Below are 23,261 nucleotides of genomic sequence, written 5' to 3'. Positions count from 1 at the left end.
TATGTTGCTTTATAAAAATGAATATTCTACATGTAGTAAATATTTATTTCGTTCTTCCATATTTCATCGGAGATCAGTTCAAATACTTCAAAGAAAAGGGTTATAATATGAATGTAGCTTGCAGTCCGAGTGAGTATTTGGCAGACTTTGCTAAGGAGCAAGGATTCGCGTATATTGAGACTCCTGTGAATAGAAGTATCTCGATAAAAGAGGATTTTACTTCGATACGGAATATCTGCAAGTTTATCAAAAAACAAAAGATTGATATCATTGTTGGGCATACGCCTAAAGGTGGGTTACTAGCTATGATTTCGGGTTGGTTGATGCGTGTGCCTAATCGCATTTACTTTCGTCATGGATTGGTGTATGAGACTAGTTATGGATTGAAACGTTTCATACTGATGACGGTGGACAGATTGGCTTCGTTTTGTTCAACTAAGGTGGTGTGTGTAAGTCCATCTGTGCTTAGAAGGAGTATTGAAAATCATTTGGCTCCTGCAAAAAAGCAAATCATTTTAGGTAAGGGTACATGCAATGGAGTGGATACTGTCAATCACTTCAATCCCGCTATTATTGATCAGACGAAGGTTGCTGCATTGAGAGCAAAGTATGGCATTGAGGAGGGTAACTTTGTAATTGGTTATTCAGGTCGTTTGGTACGTGATAAGGGCATTATTGAACTGGTACGTGCTTTTGACCGGTTGCAGGATGCGGATAACTGCAAGTTGTTGCTTGTAGGCATGTTTGAGGTGAGGGATGCTTTGCCTAAGGACATTCAGGAACGGATTAAGAATGATAAGCGTATTATTTTCACAGGCTTTATCAATGGCGGTATGGAGTATTACTATTCGTTGATGAATGTGTATGTACTCGCATCTTATCGTGAGGGATTTCCTACGGGTGTGTTGGAGGCGCAGGCGATGGAGAAACCTGTCATTACGACTCGTGTAACAGGTTGTTGTGACTCGATTATTGACGGTAGGACAGGTTTGTTCGTGGATATTGCTCCTGAGGATTTGGTGAGAAAGCTTGATATGATTCGTAAGGAAAATGTCATTGATGGAAGAAATGGACGAAAGTGGGTCGTTGAGAACTTTGACAGCCGATTGGTTTGGAAAGAAATAGAGAAACTCTACTAATTGAACGAATGAAGAAAATATTAATAACTGGCGCTGGTAGCTATGTGGGCGAGAGCGTCAGAAAATATATATTGTCTAAGGACTCATCGTATCAGATTGATGCGGTGGATACGATGGACGACAACTGGAAGAAGGCTGATTATACAAAGTATGATGTGGTCTTTCATGTGGCTGGTATTGCACATGTAAATGCAGATCCGAAAATGGAGCCGCTTTATTATAAGGTGAATCGTGACTTAACGATTGAGATTGCAAAACATGCTAAGGCTACGGGCGTGAAGCAGTTTATCTTTATGTCGAGCCAGATAGTGTTTCATGAAAGCCGGTCGCTTAAGGCTGAAGTCTTGACGGCAGAAACGAAACCGGCTCCGAATGGGTTCTATGGTGACTCGAAGTTACAGGCAGAGAATGGACTGTGGGATCTTGTTAAAAATCAGGAGGAAGATTCTGCTAAAACTAAAGGTGGAAATCAGATGAAAATCTGTATCCTTCGTCCTTGTATGATTTATGGTCCAAATGCGAAGGGGAATTTCCCTCGTTTGGCGAAGTTGGCTTGTAAGACTCCGGTATTTCCAGAGTGGCACAATAAGCGTTCGATGCTCTATATTGACAATTTGGCTGAGTTTGTGAAGCAGGCGATTGAACGTGAGTTGGAGGGTACGTTTTATCCGCAAAATCGCGAGTTGGCTGATACGGTGGAGATTGTCCGTTACTTCGCTAAGGTTGCTGGTCACAAGGTTTGGATAACCAAGTTGCTGAACCCGTTTGTGTGGTTGGGTAGCTTTGTGTTGCAGCCTATAAATAAGATGTTTGCGACCTACTATTACAATCCAAAGATGAGTAAGATGGAATTTGATTATCAGCTGGTAAGCTTTGAAGAGTCTTTAAAACAGGTTGCAGACAGTTTGAAGTAGTAAAATAAGTTTGTATTTATGTATTATCTGATAATTTTAGTTCTGTTATTCGTGGCAGAACTTTTTTATTTTAGGGTGGCTGATAGGTGCAATATCATCGACAAGCCCAATGAGCGCAGTTCCCATACGAAAGTGACTTTGCGTGGTGGTGGGATTATCTTTTATTTCGGTGCGTTGGTCTATTTCCTGACGAGTGGCTTTGAATATCCCTGGTTCCTGCTTGCCTTGACACTGGTGACGTTCATCAGCTTCGTGGACGATATAAAATCCACCGGACAGATGACAAGACTGCTTTTTCATTTCTCTGCCATGGCTTTGATGTTTTATCAGTGGGGACTGTTCTCCTTGTCCTGGTGGTGGATAGTCATAGCCTTGATAGTCTGTACGGGTATCATCAATGCCTACAACTTTATGGATGGTATTAATGGCATAACCGGCGGTTGTTCTCTGGTTATTCTTGCTGCGTTGGCCTATATCAATAAGGAGGTTGTTACTTTTGTGGAAGCGGATTTCATCTATACCGTTATCTGTTCCGTTCTTGTCTTCTGCTTCTTCAATTTCCGCAAGCGTGCCAAATGCTTTGCGGGTGATGTGGGTTCGGTGAGCATTGCCTTCATCCTTCTTTTCCTGATAGGCAGGCTCATCATTGAAACGGAAGATTTCAGTTGGATTGTCCTTTTATCCGTTTATGGTGTGGATAGTGTACTGACTATCATTCACCGCCTGATGCTTCATGAGAATATCGGACTACCGCATCGCAAGCATCTGTATCAGATTATGGCGAATGAGCTGAAGATTCCTCATGTAATGGTTTCTTCTATTTACATGGCAGTGCAGGCAATCATAATCGTAGGATATATAATGTGTTTGGATTCAGGCTACTGGTATCTGCTATGTACCATCCTCTTGTTAAGTCTTATTTATATCTGTTTCATGAAGAGGTATTTTGGATTACATCAATCAATTTGAAATAAGCTTTCCTTTTCTTGATTAAGTTGGCTTGCCTAATCTGTCGACTTGTAAATCAATACTTTATGAACTTATCTCAGAAAACAGCTTCAGCGAGGCTGTTTTCTTTGTTTACAGGCAAATATATCCTCACCTTTGCATTGTTGATCAACAATACGAGATGAAAAACCATGTTGAATTAAAAATGTAAAAAGGAGAAAGAAAGTATGCCTTTATTTTATTATGCAAGACAGTCGTCTCTGGCGACGAAAGAGGGTGCCAAACTTTGGCATCTGAGTTTGAAGAAAGTGGGAAGAGCTGTGGATGCGCAACAGCTGGCTGAGGTGATTGCCGAGAAATCTTCCCTGACTCCGGGTGACGTACATAATGTAATCCGTAACCTGATGACGGTAATGAGGAGCCAGTTGCTGAACAGCCGTACGGTGCGTCTGGATGGCCTGGGCACATTCACCATGAAGGCCCGTACGCGAGGTAAGGGAGTGGTCAAATCTGAAGACGTGAATCCCAATCAGGTGACTGCTTTGCGCTGCCAGTTTACTCCGGAATACACGCGCCCGGCTGCCATCGGCACTACGCGTGCCCTGCTCCAGGGTGTGGAGTTTGAGAAATGGACGGGAGTGGTTACGGATGGTAAGGATGATGCCGGTGATAGTGGTAATTCCGGTGGCGGTTCCGACGGTGACCAGGGAGAGAACCCGTTAGGATAAGATGTATTTACTGATTTAGAAAGATTAAAACTATGAAAAAGAACGTTTGGGACAAAATTTTGAAGGTAGTGATAGCTGTTGCTTCTGCCATATTGGGAGCTTTAGGTGCCAATGCAATGAATGTATAAATTGTAGATTTATATAGAATATTAGGAGAAAGGCGGTGAAGGAAAAGCACTTCATCGCCTTTTTGTTATTTTCTTCATTTATAATTCCCTGCCAACCAAAAAATCTTATTACCTTTGCAGGTCACTTTTGGAAACAATAAAAATATAATGATATGAATATCTCTTATAATTGGTTGAAAGAGTATGTCGATTTCGATTTGACACCGGATGAAGTTGCTGCGGCACTGACCTCCATCGGACTGGAAACGGGAAGTGTGGAAGAGGTGCAAACCATTAAAGGCGGACTGGAAGGACTGGTCATCGGTGAAGTGCTGACATGCGAAGCTCATCCCAACTCAGACCATATGCACGTCACTACGGTGAACCTGGGACAAGGTGAACCCGTGCAGATTGTATGCGGCGCTCCGAATGTAGCTGCCGGACAGAAAGTGGTAGTAGCCACGTTGGGTACAAAACTGTATGACGGTGACGAATGCTTTACCATCAAGAAATCAAAACTTCGTGGCGTGGAATCTGTCGGCATGATTTGTGCTGAGGATGAAATCGGTATCGGTACGGACCACGCAGGTATCATCGTACTGCCGGAGACAGCTGTTCCGGGTACGCTTGCCAAGGACTACTATAACATCAAGAGCGATTACGTGCTGGAAGTGGACATCACTCCCAACCGTGCCGATGCTTGCTCACATTATGGGGTGGCACGCGACTTGTATGCCTACTTGATACAGAACGGTAAGCCGGCTACTTTAAAGAAACCTTCGGTAGACGCTTTTGCGGTAGAAAATCACGACTTGGATATTAAAGTAACTGTAGAGAACAGCGAGGCATGTCCCCGATATGCAGGCGTTACGGTGAAAGGGGTTACAGTGAAAGAAAGCCCCGAATGGTTGCAGAACAAGTTGCGTATTATCGGCCTGCGTCCTATCAATAATGTGGTGGATATTACCAACTATATCGTCCATGCTTTCGGCCAGCCGCTGCACTGCTTCGATGCAGATAAGATTAAAGGCAGTGAGGTGATTGTAAAGACCATGCCGGAAGGTACTCCGTTTGTAACTCTTGATGGCGTGGAACGTAAATTGAACGAACGCGACCTGATGATTTGCAACAAGGAAGAGGCGATGTGTATTGCCGGTGTGTTCGGCGGTCTGGATTCCGGTTCTACGGAAACCACCAAGGATGTGTTCCTTGAAAGTGCCTACTTCCATCCCACATGGGTACGCAAGACAGCCCGTCGTCATGGATTGAACACAGATGCTTCTTTCCGTTTTGAAAGAGGTATTGACCCGAATGCCACTATTTACTGCCTGAAGCTGGCTGCTTTGATGGTAAAGGAACTTGCCGGAGGTACCATTTCTTCTGAAATAAAAGATGTGTGCGCCGCTCCTGCCAAGGATTTCCGTGTGGAACTTGCCTATGAGAAAGTGAACTCACTGATTGGTAAAGTTATTCCGGTGGATACCATCAAGAGCATCGTGACAAGTCTGGAAATGAAGATTGTAGACGAGACAGCCGAAGGGCTTACACTGGATGTTCCTCCTTACCGTGTGGACGTGCAGCGCGATTGCGATGTAATAGAGGATATCCTGCGTATCTACGGATATAATAATGTGGAGATTCCGACTACCTTGAAGTCTTGTCTGACTACCAAGGGTGAATATGATAAATCCAACAAACTGCAAAACCTGGTTGCCGAGCAGCTGGTGGGCTGTGGTTTCAATGAGATTCTGAACAACTCGTTGACGCGTGCCGCTTACTATGACAACTTGGAGTCTTATCCGTCGAAGAATCTGGTAATGTTGCTGAATCCGTTGAGTGCAGACTTGAATGCCATGCGTCAGACACTGCTTTTCGGTGGATTGGAAAGCATCTCGCACAACGCCAACCGTAAGAATGCAGACCTGAAATTCTTTGAATTCGGTAATTGTTATCACTTCAACGAGGAAAAGAAGAATCCGGAGAAAGTGCTTGCCGCTTATTCCGAAGACTATCATCTTGGTTTGTGGGTGACTGGCAAGAGGGTGGCCAACTCATGGGCTCATCCGGACGAGAACAGCTCGGTATATGAGCTGAAGGCATACGTTGAGAATGTCTTTGCCAGATTGGGGCTGCACATGCATGATTTGGTTGTCGGCAATCTGACTGATGATATCTATGCTGCCGGTTTATCCGTACAGACAAGGGGTGGAAAGCGGTTGGCTACTTTCGGTATTGTAACAAAGAAGCTGCTGAAGGCATTCGATATTGACAACGAGGTTTACTATGCCGATTTCAACTGGAAAGAATTGCTGAAGGCTATCCGCAATGTGAAGGTGAGCTATACGGAAATCTCCAAGTTCCCTGCCGTGAAACGCGACTTGGCGTTACTGCTCGACAAGAAAGTGCAGTTTGCGGAAATCGAGAAGATTGCCTACGAGACAGAGAAAAAACTGCTGAAGGAGGTTTCTCTCTTCGACGTTTACGAGGGTAAGAATCTGGAAGCCGGTAAGAAGAGTTATGCGGTGAGTTTCTTGCTGCAGGATGAGAATGCCACGTTGAACGATAAGCAGATTGACAAGATTATGTCCAAACTGGTGAAGAACCTGGAGGACAAGTTGAATGCCAAGCTGCGTTGATTCATTATTTAGAATTTATAATTCATAATTTAAAATACAGTTCCAATGGGAAGAGCGTTTGAATATAGAAAAGCTGCCAAATTGAAAAGATGGGGTCACATGGCAAAGACCTTTACAAGACTGGGTAAACAAATTGCTATTGCGGTGAAGGCCGGTGGTCCGGAGCCGGAAAACAACCCGACACTGCGTTCGGTTATCGCTACTTGTAAGCGTGAAAACATGCCGAAGGATAATATTGAACGTGCTATCAAGAATGCGATGGGTAAGGACCAGAGCGACTATAAGGGTATGACTTATGAAGGATACGGTCCTCACGGTGTAGCTGTTTTTGTGGATACACTGACCGATAACACTACCCGTACAGTAGCCGATGTGCGTTCCGTGTTCAACAAGTTCGGTGGCAACTTGGGAACAATGGGTTCACTGGCTTTCTTGTTTGACCACAAGTGTGTGTTCACTTTCAAGAAGAAAGACGGTATCGATATGGAGGAACTCATTCTTGACTTGATAGACTATGACGTAGAGGAAGACTACGAAGAGGATGAAGAAGAAGGTACTATCACTATTTATGGTGACCCGAAAAGCTATGCAGCTATCCAGAAACATTTGGAAGAGTGCGGTTTTGAAGATGTCGGTGGAGAGTTTACCTATATCCCGAACGATATGAAGGATGTGACTCCCGAGCAACGCGAAACCATCGACAAGATGATAGAGCGTCTCGAAGAGTTTGATGATGTACAGACGGTTTATACTAACATGAAACCGGAAGAAGGCGGAGAATAATGACATATACATACAAGACGCAAGGTACGTGTAGCAGTAACATCGAACTGGATGTGGAAGATGGTATTGTGAAAGAAGTGGCATTTTGGGGTGGATGTAATGGAAACCTGCAAGGACTTTCACGTTTGGTGAAAGGCATGCCGGTAGATGCGGTGATTGCCCGTTTGGAAGGAATTCGCTGCGGAAGACGTTCCACTTCCTGCCCCGACCAATTGTGCAAGGCATTGCACGAGATGGGGTATTGAGCCTCCTGCCTGAAAGAATGGATGAGAGCCCCTGACATTGAAAGATGCCAGGGGCTTTTTTTGAACCTAACATGGAGGTATTTGTTATTATTTGAGTATTTTTATGCTCTTAATTGAACAGACACAATGAAGAATATTTTTAAAGACTTGAAACGGAGAGACCACAAACGCTATCTGGGCGGTCTGGACGTTTTTAAATATATAGGTCCCGGACTGCTGGTGACTGTGGGCTTTATTGACCCGGGGAACTGGGCATCTAATTTTGCGGCAGGGTCTGAATTTGGCTATTCGTTGCTGTGGGTCGTGACTTTATCCACTATCATGCTGATTGTATTGCAGCATAATGTGGCGCATCTTGGCATTGTAACCGGCTTGTGCTTGTCCGAAGCCGCTACCAAATATACTCCTTCCTGGGTGTCGCGTCCCATATTGGGTACAGCAGTGCTGGCTTCCATCTCGACTTCGCTGGCAGAGATATTGGGAGGTGCCATCGCTTTGCAGATGCTGTTTGACATTCCCATCATATGGGGCTCTGTCTTGACTACCGTATTTGTAGTCGTCATGCTTTTCACTAATTCCTACAAGAAGATAGAACGTTCCATCATTGCTTTTGTTTCGGTCATCGGGCTCTCCTTTATCTATGAGCTGTTTCTGGTGAAGATAGATTGGCCGCTGGCCGCACAAGGGTGGGTGACACCTTCGTTCCCGCATGGGAGCATGCTGATTATCATGAGTGTGCTCGGTGCGGTGGTGATGCCGCATAATCTGTTTCTGCACTCGGAAGTGATACAGAGCCATGAATATAATAAGAAAGATGATGCATCCATCCGTAAGGTGTTGAAATATGAATTGTTCGACACGCTGTTCTCTATGATTGTGGGATGGGCCATCAACAGTGCCATGATACTGCTGGCAGCGGCAACTTTCTTTAAAAGCGGTATTCAGGTGGAAGAGTTGCAGCAGGCCAAATCCTTGCTGGAGCCGTTGCTGGGGAGCAGTGCTGCCGTGGTTTTTGCATTGGCATTACTGATGGCGGGTATATCTTCCACGATAACCAGCGGTATGGCGGCAGGTTCTATCTTTGCCGGTATTTTCGGAGAATCCTATCATATCAAAGACAGTCACTCGCAGGTGGGTGTGATTCTGTCGCTGGGCATTGCACTGCTGCTGATTTTCTTTATCGGAGACCCGTTCAAAGGACTGCTGATTTCACAGATGATACTGAGCATCCAGCTGCCGTTCACGGTTTTCCTGCAAGTAGGACTGACTTCTTCGCGCAAAGTGATGGGGCAGTATGTAAACAGCAAATGGAGTACATTTGTACTTTATGCCATTGCTGCGGTGGTCACTGTGCTGAATATCATGCTGCTGGTATCCGAGTTGACATCTTGAATAATTCATTTTTAAGAAATCAAATAAGTAGTATGAAGATTATTACATATAACGTAAATGGGCTGAGGGCTGCCGTGACAAAAGGTTTTCCCGAGTGGCTGGCACAAGAGCAGCCGGATGTGCTTTGTTTGCAGGAAACAAAGCTGCAACCGGAACAGTATCCGGCAGAGGCGCTGGATGCTTTGGGGTATAAGCATTACCTGTATTCTGCACAGAAGAAGGGGTATAGCGGAGTCGCTATTTTGAGCAAGCAAGAACCGGACCATGTGGAATATGGTATGGGTATTGAAGAATACGATAACGAAGGGCGCTTTATCCGTGCCGACTTCGGCGATGTGTCCGTTGTGAGTGTTTATCATCCTTCCGGTACCAGCGGTGATGAACGCCAGGCCTTCAAGATGGTCTGGTTGGAGAAATTCCAGGAATATGTATTGGAGCTGGAACGTACGCGTCCTAAACTCATTCTTTGCGGCGATTATAATATCTGCCATGAGGCAATAGACATTCACGACCCTATCAGGAATGCCACCAACAGTGGCTTCCTGCCTGAAGAGCGGGAGTGGATGACGCGCTTTCTCAATGCGGGATTCATAGATTCCTTCCGTTGGCTTCATCCCGACAAGCAGGAATATACGTGGTGGAGCTATCGCTTTAATTCACGTGCCAAGAACAAAGGGTGGCGCATTGATTATTGCATGGTGAGTGAACCGGTGCGCCCGATGTTGAAGGAGGCGAGAATATTGGGTGACGTTGTTCATTCGGACCATTGTCCGATGTTGTTGGAAATTACAGAATAATGATGATGGAAACAAAAGACAGAATAGAAAAAGCTGTGGAGCTTTTCAAGAGTGGCTATAACTGCTCGCAGTCGGTAGTGGGAGCTTTTGCAGATATGTATGGTTTTACAGAAGAGCAGGCTTTCCGGATGTCCGCCTCTTTTGGTGGTGGCATAGGTCGTATGAGGCAGACATGCGGTGCTGCATGCGGCATGTTCCTATTGGCCGGATTGGAAAAAGGAGCTGTGGAAGGCAAGGACCGTGAAGGTAAGGCGGCAAACTATGCGTTGGTGCAGGAGCTGGCTGCTGAGTTCAAGAAACGAAACGGCTCTTTGATATGTGCTGAATTGTTGGGGTTGAGAAAACCGGAAGGTTCGTCCGTTCCGGAAGCCCGTACCGAGCAGTATTATGCTAAACGCCCGTGTGCCAGGATGGTAGAGGTAGCTGCCCAAATTTGGACCGAATACCTGGAAAAAATGTCCTCAAAGTAAGAAAAAAGAACTTTTTTACCCCTTAGTAAGAAAAAAAGTGCCTAATAACGTGTTGTATAACATAAATATACCTATCTTTGCAGCGATATAAAAACACCGACATCTCTATCTTTGGAGATGAGGATAACGTTTAACTAAAAGCAAATAGAAATGTTAAAAGAAAAAGCTGGTAATGTTGCAGGACAGATTTGGACTGCACTGAATGGCACAGATGGCTTGACTCACAAGCAAATCAAGAAAGCAACTAAACTGATCGACAAGGACTTCTTCCTGGGATTGGGCTGGTTGTTAAGAGAAGACAAGGTCTCTACTTCTGAAGTGGAAGGCGAATTGTTTGTAAAGCTGAACTAAGCGAGGAATTGATTGGAATGTTATAAAAAGATGCGTTGGTACATGAATATGTTATCAACGCATTTTTTTTATTTGCTCTGTTTTCACTATCTTTGCGCACCCAATTAATAGATAGTTATTGACAATGAAGAATATACGAAATTTTTGCATTATTGCCCATATCGACCACGGTAAATCAACTTTGGCAGACCGTCTGCTGGAATTTACCAATACTATACAAGTAACTAACGGACAGATGCTGGATGACATGGACCTTGAGAAGGAAAGAGGTATCACCATCAAGAGCCATGCCATACAAATGGAGTATACCTATAAAGGTGAAAAGTATATTCTGAACTTGATAGACACTCCGGGACACGTGGACTTCTCGTACGAGGTGTCACGTTCCATTGCCGCTTGTGAAGGAGCCTTGCTTATTGTAGATGCTTCGCAAGGAGTGCAGGCGCAGACCATTTCAAACCTCTATATGGCGATTGAGCATGATTTGGAGATTATTCCCGTCATCAACAAATGTGACATGGCAAGCGCCATGCCCGAGGAAGTGGAGGACGAAATCGTCGAACTGTTGGGCTGCAAGCGTGATGAAATTATCCGTGCTTCTGGCAAAACAGGCATGGGAGTGGAAGAGATTCTGGCTGCGGTCATTGAGCGTATCCCTCACCCGGAGGGTGACGAGGAAGCTCCGTTGCAGGCGTTGATTTTCGATTCTGTCTTCAATTCTTTCCGTGGTATCATTGCATATTTCAAGATAGTGAACGGTGTGATTCGTAAAGGGGATAAAGTGAAATTCTTCAATACAGGCAAGGAATATGATGCGGATGAAATCGGAGTGCTCAAAATGGAAATGATGCCACGTCCGGAGTTGCGTACGGGGGATGTGGGCTATATCATCTCGGGTATCAAAACCTCTAAGGAAGTGAAAGTAGGTGATACGATTACGCATATTGCCCGTCCTTGCGAAGAGGCCATCGCCGGTTTTGAGGAGGTAAAGCCGATGGTTTTTGCTGGTGTGTACCCCATCGAGGCAGAAGATTTTGAGGACTTGCGTTCTTCTTTGGAGAAGTTGCAGTTGAATGATGCTTCGCTGACTTTCCAGCCTGAGTCTTCATTGGCTTTGGGCTTTGGTTTCCGTTGCGGTTTCCTTGGGCTGCTCCATATGGAGATTGTGCAGGAACGCCTTGACCGTGAATTTGACATGAACGTTATCACCACCGTGCCCAACGTTTCCTACAATATCTATGACAAGCAGGGAAATATGACTGAAGTGCATAACCCCGGCAGCATGCCCGACCCTACCATGATAGACCGTATTGAGGAGCCTTATATCCGCGCCTCGGTGATTACCACTACTGATTACATCGGCCCTATCATGACTCTTTGTCTGGGCAAGCGTGGCGAGCTGGTGAAGCAGGAATATATTTCAGGTAACCGCGTAGAAATATACTATGACATGCCTCTTGGCGAAATAGTTATCGATTTCTATGATAAATTGAAGAGTATCTCTAAGGGATATGCCTCTTTTGACTATCATCCCAACGGTTTTCGTCCTTCCAAACTGGTGAAGCTGGATATTTTGCTGAACGGTGAGCCGGTGGATGCTCTTTCTACCTTGACACACTTTGACAATGCCTACGAATTGGGACGCCGGATGTGCGAGAAGTTGAAAGACCTGATTCCGAGACAGCAGTTCGATATCGCCATTCAGGCTGCTATCGGTGCCAAGATTATTTCCCGGGAAACGATTAAGGCTGTGCGTAAGGACGTAACGGCCAAATGTTATGGAGGTGACGTGAGCCGTAAACGAAAATTGCTTGAGAAACAGAAGAGAGGTAAGAAGCGTATGAAACAGATTGGTAATGTGGAGGTACCTCAGAAAGCGTTCCTGGCAGTCTTGAAGCTGGATTGATGTCGAAAGGATGAAATCTTAAATCAAATATACTTCTTTATGATTATTTTACGTACTGTGAAAAACTTCTCGTCGCTGAATATAGCGGCGAGCATCTTGCTGTTTTTGATGGCTATTTTGGCGGCCGTTATTGCTAATTCGCCGATGGCTCCGCTGTATCAGGGCTTTCTTTTGCAGGAACTGCATCTGCGTATCGGAGACTTCAACTTGTTCTCCCATGGCGGTCATCCGTTGAAAATGATTGAGTTTATAAACGACTGCCTGATGACTGTTTTCTTTCTGGCTGTGGGGTTGGAGATAAAGCGGGAACTGCTGGTGGGTGAACTTTCTTCCTTTCGTAAAGCCTCTTTACCTTTTGTAGCGGCGTGTGGCGGTATGCTGGTGCCGGTCATTGTCTATTCACTTCTGGTCGTTCAGGGCACTCCGGAAACGCGCGGCATGGCTATACCGATGGCTACGGATATTGCTTTTTCATTGGGGGTACTCAGTCTGCTGGGTAAGCGGGTGCCTCTGAGTCTGAAAATTTTTCTGACGGCATTTGCAGTAGTTGATGATATTGGCGGTATTCTGGTTATTGCCATTTTCTATAGTTCCGAAGTGGCATACGGATATCTTATTGTAGCTGCTGTCCTTTATTTCTTCCTTTACTATATGGGGAAATTCGGTATGACACAGAAGATATTCTTCCTGCTTATCGGGGTAATTATTTGGTATTTGTTCCTTCAGTCGGGCATTCACAGCACTATTTCCGGAGTGATACTGGCCTTTGTAATACCGGCCCGTCCCCGTTTGGATGCCGGGAAATACATTAAACGCATCCGCGACATTATCGGTGATTTTCCGGTTACCAAATCAGATAATATTATATTGACCAATGAGCAGATTGCCACTCTAAAACAAGTGGAGCGCGCTTCTGATCATGTAATTAGTCCTTTGCAATCCCTGGAAGACAATTTGCATGGTGCGGTAAACTTTGTGATACTGCCGCTCTTTGCCTTTGCCAATGCCGGTGTGGTGTTCAGTGGAGGCGGTGGCGTTGTTGGAGCTGTTAGTATAGCGGTGGCTGCAGGATTGCTTCTTGGCAAGTTTATCGGTATTTTTCTGTTTACCTGGCTGGCGGTCAAGAGTGGTTTGTCCTCAATGCCTCCGGGAATGAATTGGAGAAGTGTTGCCGGAGTATCCTTGTTGGGGGGGATTGGTTTTACGGTATCTTTATTTATAGCCAACCTTTCTTTTGCAGGAGAATATCCGGATCTGCTGAACCAGGCGAAGTTTGGTGTATTGCTGGGAACGATTGTTGCCGGTATGTTGGGATATATGGTACTGAATGCGGTGTTGCCGAAGGTCAAGGACAAATAGACCTCCACTTTGGAATACTGGACGAAGAATCGGTTCTTTAGGGATATTCGGTAAATCCTCTGAAAGATAAGTTGGGATGTGTCAATGATTTAAGAAAACGTATTCTTTGTTACAGAAACAGAAGAAATAGTCCATTATTCTTAAAAAACATTCGTATCTTTGCTGGTACAAGTCGAAAAGGACCTTCCGGATATGAAGCACATAAAGGCAGTTGCCGGATACATATTGATTCTTTCTCTCTGCCTCGTGTGTGCACACCCTGCCCATGCGGAGACACGGCGTATTGCGCTGATACACTCTTTCGAGCCGGGCTATCCGCCTGCTGCGAAGGCTCTGGAACTGTTGCAAAAAGAGTTCAGCCTTCTCGGCTTGGACTGCGATGTACGCGAATACTATCTGGACTGCGACCGCTACATGGAGGAGGCAGAAAACCTCCGTATGGCCGGTTTCGTGGACGACCTCTCTGCCTGGGGAGCCGAGTTGATAGCCGTGCTCGACGACCAGGCTGCCTATGCGCTGATGGCATGCAGACACCCGTTGGCGCATGAAATACCCGTTGTGTTCAGCGGTGTGAACTATCCCAACATATCTCTGCTCCTGCAATACCCCAACATCACGGGCTATGCCGACACGCCCGATTACTTGCGTACCATACGCATGATAGAGAGTATCATGGGAAAGTCGCGCATCTGCCTGATGAACGGACAAGTGTTTCTGGACCGCAAGATATGGCATGCGTTGAATGAGCAGTGTCGTGGGCAGGGGTTCGCCATCGTGACCTCTACCGAGGGTGCTTACTTTGCCGGTTCCTCCTATCACCGTGTGCGCGAGAGGGAGACTATCAGCCCTATACTGAAACGGCAGAACATAGACGTGTTGCTGGACACCACGAAGATTGTGCGCATGACGAGCGACTCCATAGCGATACGCCATCTGATGTGGCTGGGACGCGGCGACAATACGTTGCTGCTCTACACCAAGCGAGACTATACCACCAAGCGTGTGGGCATGCTCTTCGACAATCCCACGTTTCAGACCATCAACGAGGGCTTCGGCTTTGCCGACTACTTGCTGGGAGGATATTTCACTCCACTGGAAAGCCAGATAAGATACATGGCGACCGGTATCAAGGAACGCCTCGAAGGGCGGATGCCCCGGCAGCAGGTGACGGAATGCGCCAAGCAGTACGTGCTGAACTGGCATGTGCTGCAGAAGTATGGCATCCCGCTCGAGAGCATTCCGGCAGAGTACACTGTGATGTATATCCCTTTTTCGGAGCGCTACCGCTATCCTATACTTATCGGTTCCATCTTGGGCGCAGTCTTCGTGCTGACGGTGATAGTCTTGCTCTCCTTCAGCCTGCTGCGCGAACGCAGACGCAAGCGTGAGGCACTGCGAAACCTCCTCTACGAGCATGAGACCCTCTGCCTGGCCATCGAAGGAAATTCTACCTACGCCTGGCGACTGGAGGGAGATTCCGTGTCCTGCGACTCGCAGTTCTGCGAGCTTATTCACCACCGCTCCGGTCGTCTTCTGCTCAATGAAATCACTCCCTACATCCATCCCGGCGACTTACCCGTTTTCCGCAAGAACATAGCGTCAAGGCACGAACGTACGCACCACAAGGGACAGTACCGCTGTAACTTCACCGGCGAGTTCCAGTGGTGGGAGTTCAGCTACAATACCATCCACACCCCCGGACACGCACCCATCATAGCCGGACTGCTGCAGAACATCCAGGAACTGAAAGACCACGAGCAGGAGTTGATAGAGTCCCGCGAGCTTGCGGAGCAGGCCGAACTGAAACAGTCGTTCCTCAACAACATGAGCCACGAGATACGTACTCCGCTCAATGCCATTGTAGGCTTCTCGGACATGCTGGCCAACGAACCGGAGTTCTCCGACGCAGAGCGGCAGGAGTTTGTGGACATCATCAACACCAATACCAAACTGCTGCTGAAGCTGGTGGGCGATATACTGGAGTTGTCGCGTATCGAGTCGGGCAACCTCTCGTTCACTTTCCAGCATGAGAGTGTGCGTAAGCTGCTCGATGACGTCTACCAGACGCATAGCCTGCTCATCCATCCTCCGTTGCAGTTCGTCAAGGACTTCCCGGTCTGGGATGTGCAGGTGGACGTGGACTCCATGCGTCTGACGCAGGTGCTCACCAACTTCCTGAACAATGCCAACAAGTTCACCGAGACCGGCAGCATCCGACTGGGTTACTGCTGTCCGCCCGATACGGGCGAGGTACATCTCTATGTGGAAGACACCGGCGTAGGCATTCCGCACAGCGAGCAGAAGATGATTTTCGAGCGTTTCTACAAACGCAGCGAGTTCTCGCAAGGCGTAGGACTGGGGCTGTCCATTTGCGTGCTCATTGCCGAAAAGATGGGGGGACGCATTGAGCTCCGTTCCGAAGAGGGCCGTGGAAGCCGTTTCACAGTGATACTTCCTTGTGTTGAATAGATTCTTAAAATTTGTAATCGTAATGTAACCTTTTTATATATAAATTTGCGTATCTTTGCCGGTGTTTTAAGAAATATAACGTTTTAAAGAACTAATTTAAAGACATTATGTTAAAGAAGGTAAGAATTATACTGACAGCGCTACTGCTACTGGCTGCTGTAGGTGTAAATGCGCAGGTCACCACCGCCTCTATGGCAGGTAAGGTGACGGATGCAAGTAATGAGCCCATTATCGGCGCCACTGTCCAGGCTGTTCACCAGCCTTCCGGTTCGCGCTACGGAACCGTGACCAACGTTGACGGACGCTATTCCATCCAGGGTATGCGCACCGGTGGTCCCTACCGGGTGGAGATTTCCTACATCGGCTATCAGACGGTTATTTATAAGGACATCACCCTTCAGCTGGGTGAGGTATACAACCTGAACGTAGAGATGAGTGAATCTTCCGAGTTGCTGAACGAAGTGATTGTGACGGCTGCCAAGACCAAGTTCACCGCTGAAAAGACGGGTGCCACTACCAATATCTCGTCTGCACAGATGACGCAGCTTCCCACCGTGAACCGCAGCATCAGTGACATTGCCCGCCTTTCTCCCTATGCTAACGGCATGAGTTTTGCCGGCGGTGACGGACGTTCCACGAACTTCACTATCGACGGTGCCAACTTCAACAATAACTTCGGACTTAGCTCCAACCTTCCCGGCGGCGGCAACCCTATCTCCATGGATGCCATCGAAGAGGTGCAGGTAGTGGTGGCTCCCTTCGACGTGCGCCAGACGAACTTCATCGGCGGCGGCATCAATGCCATCACCAAGAGTGGTACGAACACATTCAGAGGTACTGCCTATACCTATTACCGCAACCAGGACATGCGCGGTAACCGCATCAACGGCGAGGACCTGGGAGCACGTTCCGACGAGTCCAAGACTACCTACGGCTTCACGCTGGGTGGTCCCATCATCAAGAACAAGTTGTTCTTCTTTGTGAACTACGAAAAAGAGAAGACTCCGGGAGAGGTTATAAAGTATCGCGCGCGCGAGGACGGTGAAGATGCGAAAGGTATGGTGTCCCGTACACTGAAGTCGGACATGGAGAAGGTGTACAACCATCTGAAGGACAAATACGGCTATGATGCAGGCTCCTACACCAATTTCCCTGCCGACGAGGAGAACACCAAGCTGCTGGCCCGCATCGACTGGAACATCACGGACCGCCATCGCTTGAGCCTCCGCTACAACAATACGAAGAATACGGCTTGGAATGCCCCGAACGGCAACTCTTCCGATACGGGATATCGCCTGAACAATACTTATCGCGTAGGTACGCAGTCTATGGCGTTTGCCAACAGCATGTATTCCATGGACAACAAGGTGCAGTCTTGGGCGGCAGATTTGAACAGCCGCTTCACCGATAAGATTTCCAATCAGTTGCTGTTCACCTACACCAATATAGAGGACATGCGCGGCACCAATTCTTCTCCTTTCCCCTTCATCGACATCATGGCAGGCAAGGACGAGAATGGAAACCAGATTCTGGAACCGTACATGAGCGCCGGTTACGAGTTGTTCACCTACAACAACGGTGTGAAGAACAAGATTACGAACATTACCGATAACTTCACCTTCTTCACCGGTAACCACAAGCTGACGGCAGGTCTTAGCTATGAGCACCAGTTTGCCAACAACGCCTATATGCGTAACGGTACGGGATATTACCGCTATAACAGTCTGGAAGATTTCCTGAGTGGCGCAACTCCCGAATCATTCGCTTTGACTTATGGCTTCAACGGTGTGGCCAACCCCAATGCTCAGGTTACCTTCAACCAGCTTGGTTTCTATGCCCAGGATGAATGGAACCTCGGCAACAGTCTGAAACTGACCTACGGTATCCGTTTCGACAACTTGATGTTCGACAACGACGACCTCCAGAGAAACGATGCCATCTATGAGCTTGACTTCGACGGGCAGCACATCGACACTGGCAAGTGGCCGGATTCCAGATGGCAGATTTCTCCCCGTATAGGTTTCGTTTGGGACGTGTTCAAGGACAAGTCGCTGAAAGTACGTGGAGGTACGGGTGTGTTTACCGGACGTCTGCCGTTGGTTTTCTTCACCAATATGCCGACCAATGCTTCTATGGTACAGAACTCCGTTACCTTTAAGACCCAATATGACAATGGAAAGGTGGTGGGCCATGATTCCCGTCTGGACCAGTTGGCAGGTGGCATGATTACGGACATGAACCAGATAATCGACAAGTTCAACCTCCCTACCACGATTGAGAAACACGTGGCGGGAAGCAAGATTTCCGGTGTGGCTCAGGACTTCAAGATGCCGCAGGTGTGGAAGTCGTCTATCGCGGTGGACTATCAGGTACCCGTATCTTTCCCCTTGACCGTGACGGGAGAGTTCATGTTTACAAAAAATGTGAATGCCGTTACCATCAACAACATCAATATCAAGAACCCCGACGAATGGAAGTACAATAAGCTGACCACCGTCAAGGGCGCTGATGGAAAAGACGTGACAACTACGGAACTGCTGCATACGGGTATGCAACGTTTCAATGGTGCGGATAACCGCATGGTGTACTCTTATTCTCTTTATGACAACCCCGACAAGAATGTGAAATATGCAGGCGACTTCGTGCATTACAATGGCAAGAATGCCGTGGTACTCGACAATACATCCAAAGGCTACGGCTATACGGCAAACATCACGGTGAATGCCCAGCCGGTGGATGACTTGATGCTGATGCTGGCCTATACGCACACGGAGTCCAAAGAAGTTTCCGGTCTTCCGGGCAGCGACCCTATCTCCACTTGGCAGGGATTGAACACGATTGATGGTTCCAATTATGTGGATGCACAACGGTCACAGTATGTGGTTCCCGATAAGGTGATTGCTTCTGTGGGCTACTACATCCCCTTCAGACACAAAGGCCTGCTTCGCGGCACACACCTGAATCTGTTCTATTCCGGCTATTCTTCCGGCGGTTACAGCTTCTGCTACACCAACGACATGAACGGCGACGGTATCAACAACGACTTGATGTACATTCCGAAGGACGATAGTGAAATCAACTTCAAGACAGAGGAAGACCGCGTTGCCTTCTGGAAATTCGTAGAGCAGGATTCGTACTTGAAGAATCACAAAGGACAGTATGCCGAGGCTTATGCTGCCCGCGCTCCGTGGGTGCACCGCTTTGACTTCCGTTTACTGGAGGATTTCGAATTCAAGATTGGCAAGACCAAGCATTGCTTCCAGTTGAGTTTCGACATCATGAACGTGGGTAACCTCATCAACTCCAAATGGGGTATCTCCAAGACCAACACCGTTTCCAACAGCAACCGAATCCTGAAGTATGAAGGGGTGAAGAGCGCCACTGACCTGACTCCGGTATTCTCCATGTATAAGGTGAACGGTGAATATCCTACCAAGACTTACGACACCTATCAGAACTACAGCGAATGCTGGAAACTGCAAGTCGGTATCCGTTACGTGTTCAACTAATCGGGTGCAGATAACCTCCGCTGAATGGCAGAATATGATAAGGCAAGGGCTGTTCCGGGATTTCCGGGACAGCCCTTATTGTTTTTGGCTTTCTTTACTTTATTGTATTTCAACCTCCATAATCACTGGATTGTGGTCGCTGCACAAATCCAGGTCCGGAGAGTAGTATGCAATACCCTTCAGGCTGGGGGAGTGGAAGATGTAGTCAATACGCAACATGCGTTTGGCATAGCGGTAGGTGTACATGTATCCGTTTCCGGCAGTGCGGAATCCGTCTTTGAGGGTTTTCCTCAAATGATGGTAGGTGTAGGAGGAAGGTATTGAGTTGAAGTCGCCGCATAGCAGCACGGGATAGGGGCTGGTCTTGGCGTAGTGGCTGATGACGTAAGTCTGCGTGGCCCGCTTCATGAAGTTTTCGTGCAGGGTGCCTGCGGCATCTTTGGCTGCCTGGACTTCGCGGCGGGTGTCGTCGGTGGCCAGCTCGCGTTCCCACTTCCTGCGCTTCTGGCTAACGCTGGTGGTCTGCAGGTGGTTGTTTATCAGACGTATGGTATCCGTACCCATCGCTACATCGCACATCATGCTACAGTTGGAGCTTTGCTGGTAAGTGATGAAACGGTGGTTCGCCAATGGATAGCGGCTGAATACGGCGATAGGCAGTACGCCCTTGGAGTCTTCGGAAGGGATGAGCGCGTGTGACCAATGCGAGAGTATGCGCCGTATGCTGTCTGTGGGGAAGTCGCTGTTGTCTCCGAACTCCTGGAAGCACAGCACATCCACGCCTTCCTGCTGCATGTACCGGGCTATCTCCTTGCAGGAATAACCGGTAATCTCACCTCCGAAGTTGTGTATGTTGTAGGTGGCTATCTTCAGATACTTGCCTGCCGGGGTTTTGTCTTTCGGCAGGTGGAGCTGGAAGACAGACGTCAGATATCCCCAGTTGCAGAAGAATGCCACCAGCGGAACCAGTGCCCAGCGCTTACGGGCCAATGCCCAGCAGAGTGCCGTTATTAGATTGGCAATCAGGAGTACGGGCACTGCCAGCCCCAGTAATGGCATGATGACGGAATCGACCGGAGCCATGTTTCCTGAGAAGGCTGCCACTATGGTGATGGTGGCCAAGACGAATGTCGCTGCTATCAGACAGATGTAGAACAGACCTTTTACGGCGGACTTTCCCATGTTGTTTGCTTATTTATTCACTACGTTCACCGGCTTGCCGTCTTGGTAGGCCTTGATGTTCTCGAGCATAATCTGCATGAGGCGTTCGCGCGCGGCGGTGCTTGCCCAGGCAATGTGCGGAGTGATGTAGCAGTTGCGGGCAGAGAGCAACGGATTGTCGGCACGGGGAGGTTCTTGCGAGAGTACGTCTACGCCGGCGGCATAGATGGTACCGTTGTTAAGTGCGTCGGCAAGGTCTTGTTCGTTGATGAGCGGGCCGCGTCCGGTATTGATGAGGATGGCGGTGGGCTTCATCAGTCGGAGCCGTTCTGCATTTACCATCTCGCGGGTGGAGTCGGTGAGGGGACAGTGCAGGCTGATGATGTCACATTCGCGGAATAGCTCGTCCAGCTCCATCTTGCGGATTTCGGGAGGAAGCTGGAAGTTGGTCTTGGAGGTGTAGGCACATACCTTCATACCGAAGCCGATGGCGATGCGGGCGGTGGTGAAGCCAGTGTGGCCCAGGCCTACGATTCCGAGCTTCTTTTCGCGCAGTTCGATGAGCGGCGTGTCCCAGAAACAGAAGTCCTTGCTTGCTGTCCAGCGGCCCCGGTGCACCTCTTCGGAGTGGTGTTGCACTTGCTGGGTGATGTTTAGGATGTGGGCAAAGACCATTTGGGCTACGGAGTCGGTGCTGTAGGCGGGAATATTGGTGACAATGATGCCGCGTTCTTTGGCAGCGGCGGTGTCTACGATGTTGTATCCGGTAGCCAGCACACCGATGTATTTCAGTTCGGGCAGTGCCGCCATGTGCTCGGCGGTGAGCACGGTTTTGTTGGTCAGCAGGATTTCTGCACCAGCGGCGCGTTCCAATACTTCCGCAGGGGCGGTGCGGTCGTAGATGGTGCACTCGCCCAAGGCTTGCAATTCGTCCCAGCAAAGGTCACCGGGGTTGGCGGCATAGCCGTCTAATACTACTATATTCATGGAGTTATGAGTTATAAGTTATTTGTTGTGGGGATTTTCTGTATCCGACTTTTAATCTCTAATTTTTAATTTTAATTGATAGTTTACCATTTCTTTTCCTCTCCCCAGAGTTGCTGCATCCGTTCCTTGTGCTTCTGCTCGGCAGGGTTGAGTTGTGGCTCCCAGATACGGCGGTCTTTCAATTCGTCGGGCAGGAATTGCTGCTTGACGAAGTTGCCGGGGTAGTCGTGAGCGTACTTGTACTTCTCGCCGTAGCCCAACTGCTTCATCAGCTTGGTAGGGGCGTTGCGCAGGTGCAGGGGGACGGGGAGGTTGCCCGTTTCGCGTACCAGTTCCAGGGCATTGTTGATGGCCATGTAGGCTGAATTGCTCTTGGGGCTTGTGGCAAGGTATATGGTGGCTTCTGCCAGGGGGATGCGTCCTTCGGGCCATCCCACTTTCATCAGCGTGTCGAAGCAGGCGTTGGCAAGCAGCAGTGCGTTGGGGTTGGCCAGTCCGATGTCTTCGGAGGCGGAGATGACGAGGCGGCGGGCTATGAAGGCAGGGTCTTCACCTCCTTCGACCATGCGCGCCAGCCAGTAGATGGCACCGTCCGGGTCGCTGCCGCGAATGGATTTGATGAAGGCGGAGATGATGTCGTAGTGCATCTCGCCGTCCTTATCGTAGGCAAGAGGGTTCTGTTGCAGGCGTTCGGTCACCATGTCGTCGGTGATGAGGACAGGGTCTGCGGCTTCGGAGTCTACCACCAGCTCGAGGATGTTGAGTAGCTTGCGGGCGTCTCCTCCGCTGAAGCGGAGCATGGCAGTGGTCTCTTTCAGTTCTATCTTCCGTTCCTTCAGCACGGTGTCTGTGGTGATGGCGCGTTGCAGCAGTTCCAGCAGGTCGTCCTTCTCCAGTGACTTCAAGGTATAGAGCTGGCAGCGGGACAGCAGCGGGCGGATGACCTCGAACGAAGGGTTCTCCGTGGTGGCGCCTATCAGCGTCACGGTGCCTTGCTCCACGGCTCCCAGCAGTGAGTCTTGCTGCGATTTGCTGAAGCGGTGTATCTCGTCAATGAAGAGGATGGGACTGGCTTGCGAGAAGAAACGGTTGCTCTTGGCGCGCTCTATCACGTCGCGCACGTCCTTCACGCCGCTGGTCACGGCACTGAGCGTATAGAAAGGAGTTTCCAGCTTGTTGGCGATAATCTGCGCCAAGGTTGTCTTTCCCACTCCCGGAGGACCCCATAGGATAAACGAAGAGATACGTCCTGCATCAATCATCTTACGCAGCACTGCACCCGGTCCCACTAAATGTTTCTGACCGATATATTCATCTAATGTTCTTGGTCTAAGCCGTTCTGCTAATGGTTGCATAGTAT

At 48.3% G+C, this 23,261-nt stretch carries 19 protein-coding genes; 16 read left to right on the top strand and 3 right to left on the bottom strand.

Annotated features, from left to right (window positions below):
• Nucleotides 1-17: 17 nt before the first annotated feature.
• The 16 genes from DW947_RS01740 to DW947_RS01670 all read left to right on the top strand — a co-directional run bounded on the left by DW947_RS01740 (nt 18) and on the right by DW947_RS01670 (nt 19,753).
• Nucleotides 18-1,139: a glycosyltransferase family 4 protein gene (locus tag DW947_RS01740; protein ID WP_009036931.1), complete on the top strand. Its 1,122-nt coding sequence runs from the start codon at nt 18-20 to the stop codon at nt 1,137-1,139.
• Between the two features lie 8 nt (nt 1,140-1,147).
• Nucleotides 1,148-2,053, top strand: coding sequence for an NAD-dependent epimerase/dehydratase family protein (locus DW947_RS01735; protein ID WP_009036932.1), 906 nt, complete (start codon nt 1,148-1,150; stop codon nt 2,051-2,053).
• 18 nt (nt 2,054-2,071) lie between these two features.
• Nucleotides 2,072-3,022, top strand: coding sequence for an MraY family glycosyltransferase (locus tag DW947_RS01730; protein WP_119958422.1), 951 nt, complete (start codon nt 2,072-2,074; stop codon nt 3,020-3,022).
• Between the two features lie 206 nt (nt 3,023-3,228).
• Nucleotides 3,229-3,729, top strand: coding sequence for an HU family DNA-binding protein (locus DW947_RS01725; protein WP_009036934.1), 501 nt, complete (start codon nt 3,229-3,231; stop codon nt 3,727-3,729).
• 32 nt (nt 3,730-3,761) lie between these two features.
• Entirely contained in the window at nt 3,762-3,857 is a 96-nt protein-coding gene (locus DW947_RS21485; protein ID WP_005828262.1) for a smalltalk protein, read from the top strand.
• A 152-nt stretch (nt 3,858-4,009) separates the two neighbouring features.
• Nucleotides 4,010-6,472, top strand: coding sequence for a phenylalanine--tRNA ligase subunit beta (pheT, locus tag DW947_RS01720; protein ID WP_009036936.1), 2,463 nt, complete (start codon nt 4,010-4,012; stop codon nt 6,470-6,472).
• Between the two features lie 45 nt (nt 6,473-6,517).
• Nucleotides 6,518-7,255: a YebC/PmpR family DNA-binding transcriptional regulator gene (locus tag DW947_RS01715; protein WP_005828265.1), complete on the top strand. Its 738-nt coding sequence runs from the start codon at nt 6,518-6,520 to the stop codon at nt 7,253-7,255.
• The gene (locus DW947_RS01710; protein WP_005828266.1) at nt 7,255-7,500 is read left to right on the top strand and encodes a TIGR03905 family TSCPD domain-containing protein; all 246 of its coding nucleotides are present in this window, start codon (nt 7,255-7,257) and stop codon (nt 7,498-7,500) included. Before DW947_RS01715 ends, DW947_RS01710 begins: the two co-directional genes overlap by 1 nt.
• 126 nt (nt 7,501-7,626) lie before the next feature.
• Nucleotides 7,627-8,892 (top strand): Nramp family divalent metal transporter, encoded by a 1,266-nt coding sequence (locus DW947_RS01705; protein WP_009036937.1) that lies wholly within the window; start codon nt 7,627-7,629, stop codon nt 8,890-8,892.
• A 32-nt stretch (nt 8,893-8,924) separates the two neighbouring features.
• Nucleotides 8,925-9,689: an exodeoxyribonuclease III gene (locus DW947_RS01700; protein ID WP_005828268.1), complete on the top strand. Its 765-nt coding sequence runs from the start codon at nt 8,925-8,927 to the stop codon at nt 9,687-9,689.
• Complete coding sequence (locus DW947_RS01695; RefSeq protein WP_034528735.1) at nt 9,689-10,159, top strand: C-GCAxxG-C-C family protein; 471 nt, start codon at nt 9,689-9,691, stop codon at nt 10,157-10,159. The genes DW947_RS01700 and DW947_RS01695 overlap by 1 nt, the downstream gene beginning before the upstream one ends.
• Nucleotides 10,160-10,309: 150 nt before the next feature.
• Nucleotides 10,310-10,510, top strand: a complete 201-nt coding sequence (locus tag DW947_RS01690) for a winged helix-turn-helix domain-containing protein (protein WP_005828272.1) — start codon at nt 10,310-10,312, stop codon at nt 10,508-10,510.
• Between the two features lie 124 nt (nt 10,511-10,634).
• A complete protein-coding gene (lepA, locus tag DW947_RS01685; protein ID WP_005828274.1) occupies nt 10,635-12,416 on the top strand; it encodes a translation elongation factor 4 in 1,782 nt (593 codons plus the stop codon).
• A gap of 39 nt (nt 12,417-12,455) precedes the next feature.
• Nucleotides 12,456-13,775: a Na+/H+ antiporter NhaA gene (gene nhaA, locus DW947_RS01680; protein WP_008663230.1), complete on the top strand. Its 1,320-nt coding sequence runs from the start codon at nt 12,456-12,458 to the stop codon at nt 13,773-13,775.
• 192 nt (nt 13,776-13,967) lie between these two features.
• Complete coding sequence (locus DW947_RS01675) at nt 13,968-16,244, top strand: sensor histidine kinase (protein ID WP_118940772.1); 2,277 nt, start codon at nt 13,968-13,970, stop codon at nt 16,242-16,244.
• 107 nt (nt 16,245-16,351) lie between these two features.
• The gene (locus DW947_RS01670) at nt 16,352-19,753 is read left to right on the top strand and encodes a TonB-dependent receptor (protein WP_118940712.1); all 3,402 of its coding nucleotides are present in this window, start codon (nt 16,352-16,354) and stop codon (nt 19,751-19,753) included.
• 99 nt (nt 19,754-19,852) lie between these two features.
• Here the strand turns inward: DW947_RS01670 and DW947_RS01665 are convergent, their stop codons facing one another.
• From DW947_RS01665 to DW947_RS01655, 3 genes are all read right to left on the bottom strand, one after another.
• Nucleotides 19,853-20,935: an endonuclease/exonuclease/phosphatase family protein gene (locus DW947_RS01665; RefSeq protein WP_117962873.1), complete on the bottom strand. Its 1,083-nt coding sequence runs from the start codon at nt 20,933-20,935 to the stop codon at nt 19,853-19,855.
• A gap of 9 nt (nt 20,936-20,944) precedes the next feature.
• On the bottom strand, nt 20,945-21,901 hold the full coding sequence (locus DW947_RS01660; RefSeq protein WP_035448286.1) for a D-2-hydroxyacid dehydrogenase: 957 nt from the start codon (nt 21,899-21,901) through the stop codon (nt 20,945-20,947).
• Nucleotides 21,902-21,984: 83 nt separating this feature from the next.
• Nucleotides 21,985-23,256, bottom strand: coding sequence for a replication-associated recombination protein A (locus DW947_RS01655; protein WP_009036942.1), 1,272 nt, complete (start codon nt 23,254-23,256; stop codon nt 21,985-21,987).
• Nucleotides 23,257-23,261 lie beyond the last annotated feature (5 nt).

This window comes from Bacteroides sp. AM44-19, assembly GCF_003603395.1.
Classification (GTDB): Bacteria; Bacteroidota; Bacteroidia; order Bacteroidales; family Bacteroidaceae; genus Bacteroides; species Bacteroides uniformis.
This window is presented reverse-complemented; position numbering and strand designations above follow the sequence as displayed.

Excerpts from the sequence above, each read along its gene's own strand:
- DW947_RS01740 (WP_009036931.1), top strand. The coding sequence starts at position 18 with ATGAATATTCTACATGTAGTAAATATTTATTTCGTTCTTCCATATTTC.
- DW947_RS01735 (WP_009036932.1), top strand. The coding sequence starts at position 1,148 with ATGAAGAAAATATTAATAACTGGCGCTGGTAGCTATGTGGGCGAGAGC.
- DW947_RS01730 (WP_119958422.1), top strand. The coding sequence starts at position 2,072 with ATGTATTATCTGATAATTTTAGTTCTGTTATTCGTGGCAGAACTTTTT.
- DW947_RS01725 (WP_009036934.1), top strand. The coding sequence starts at position 3,229 with ATGCCTTTATTTTATTATGCAAGACAGTCGTCTCTGGCGACGAAAGAG.
- DW947_RS21485 (WP_005828262.1), top strand. The coding sequence starts at position 3,762 with ATGAAAAAGAACGTTTGGGACAAAATTTTGAAGGTAGTGATAGCTGTT.
- pheT (WP_009036936.1), top strand. The coding sequence starts at position 4,010 with ATGAATATCTCTTATAATTGGTTGAAAGAGTATGTCGATTTCGATTTG.
- DW947_RS01715 (WP_005828265.1), top strand. The coding sequence starts at position 6,518 with ATGGGAAGAGCGTTTGAATATAGAAAAGCTGCCAAATTGAAAAGATGG.
- DW947_RS01710 (WP_005828266.1), top strand. The coding sequence starts at position 7,255 with ATGACATATACATACAAGACGCAAGGTACGTGTAGCAGTAACATCGAA.
- DW947_RS01705 (WP_009036937.1), top strand. The coding sequence starts at position 7,627 with ATGAAGAATATTTTTAAAGACTTGAAACGGAGAGACCACAAACGCTAT.
- DW947_RS01700 (WP_005828268.1), top strand. The coding sequence starts at position 8,925 with ATGAAGATTATTACATATAACGTAAATGGGCTGAGGGCTGCCGTGACA.
- DW947_RS01695 (WP_034528735.1), top strand. The coding sequence starts at position 9,689 with ATGATGATGGAAACAAAAGACAGAATAGAAAAAGCTGTGGAGCTTTTC.
- DW947_RS01690 (WP_005828272.1), top strand. The coding sequence starts at position 10,310 with ATGTTAAAAGAAAAAGCTGGTAATGTTGCAGGACAGATTTGGACTGCA.
- lepA (WP_005828274.1), top strand. The coding sequence starts at position 10,635 with ATGAAGAATATACGAAATTTTTGCATTATTGCCCATATCGACCACGGT.
- nhaA (WP_008663230.1), top strand. The coding sequence starts at position 12,456 with ATGATTATTTTACGTACTGTGAAAAACTTCTCGTCGCTGAATATAGCG.
- DW947_RS01675 (WP_118940772.1), top strand. The coding sequence starts at position 13,968 with ATGAAGCACATAAAGGCAGTTGCCGGATACATATTGATTCTTTCTCTC.
- DW947_RS01670 (WP_118940712.1), top strand. The coding sequence starts at position 16,352 with ATGTTAAAGAAGGTAAGAATTATACTGACAGCGCTACTGCTACTGGCT.
- DW947_RS01665 (WP_117962873.1), bottom strand. The coding sequence starts at position 20,935 with ATGGGAAAGTCCGCCGTAAAAGGTCTGTTCTACATCTGTCTGATAGCA.
- DW947_RS01660 (WP_035448286.1), bottom strand. The coding sequence starts at position 21,901 with ATGAATATAGTAGTATTAGACGGCTATGCCGCCAACCCCGGTGACCTT.
- DW947_RS01655 (WP_009036942.1), bottom strand. The coding sequence starts at position 23,256 with ATGCAACCATTAGCAGAACGGCTTAGACCAAGAACATTAGATGAATAT.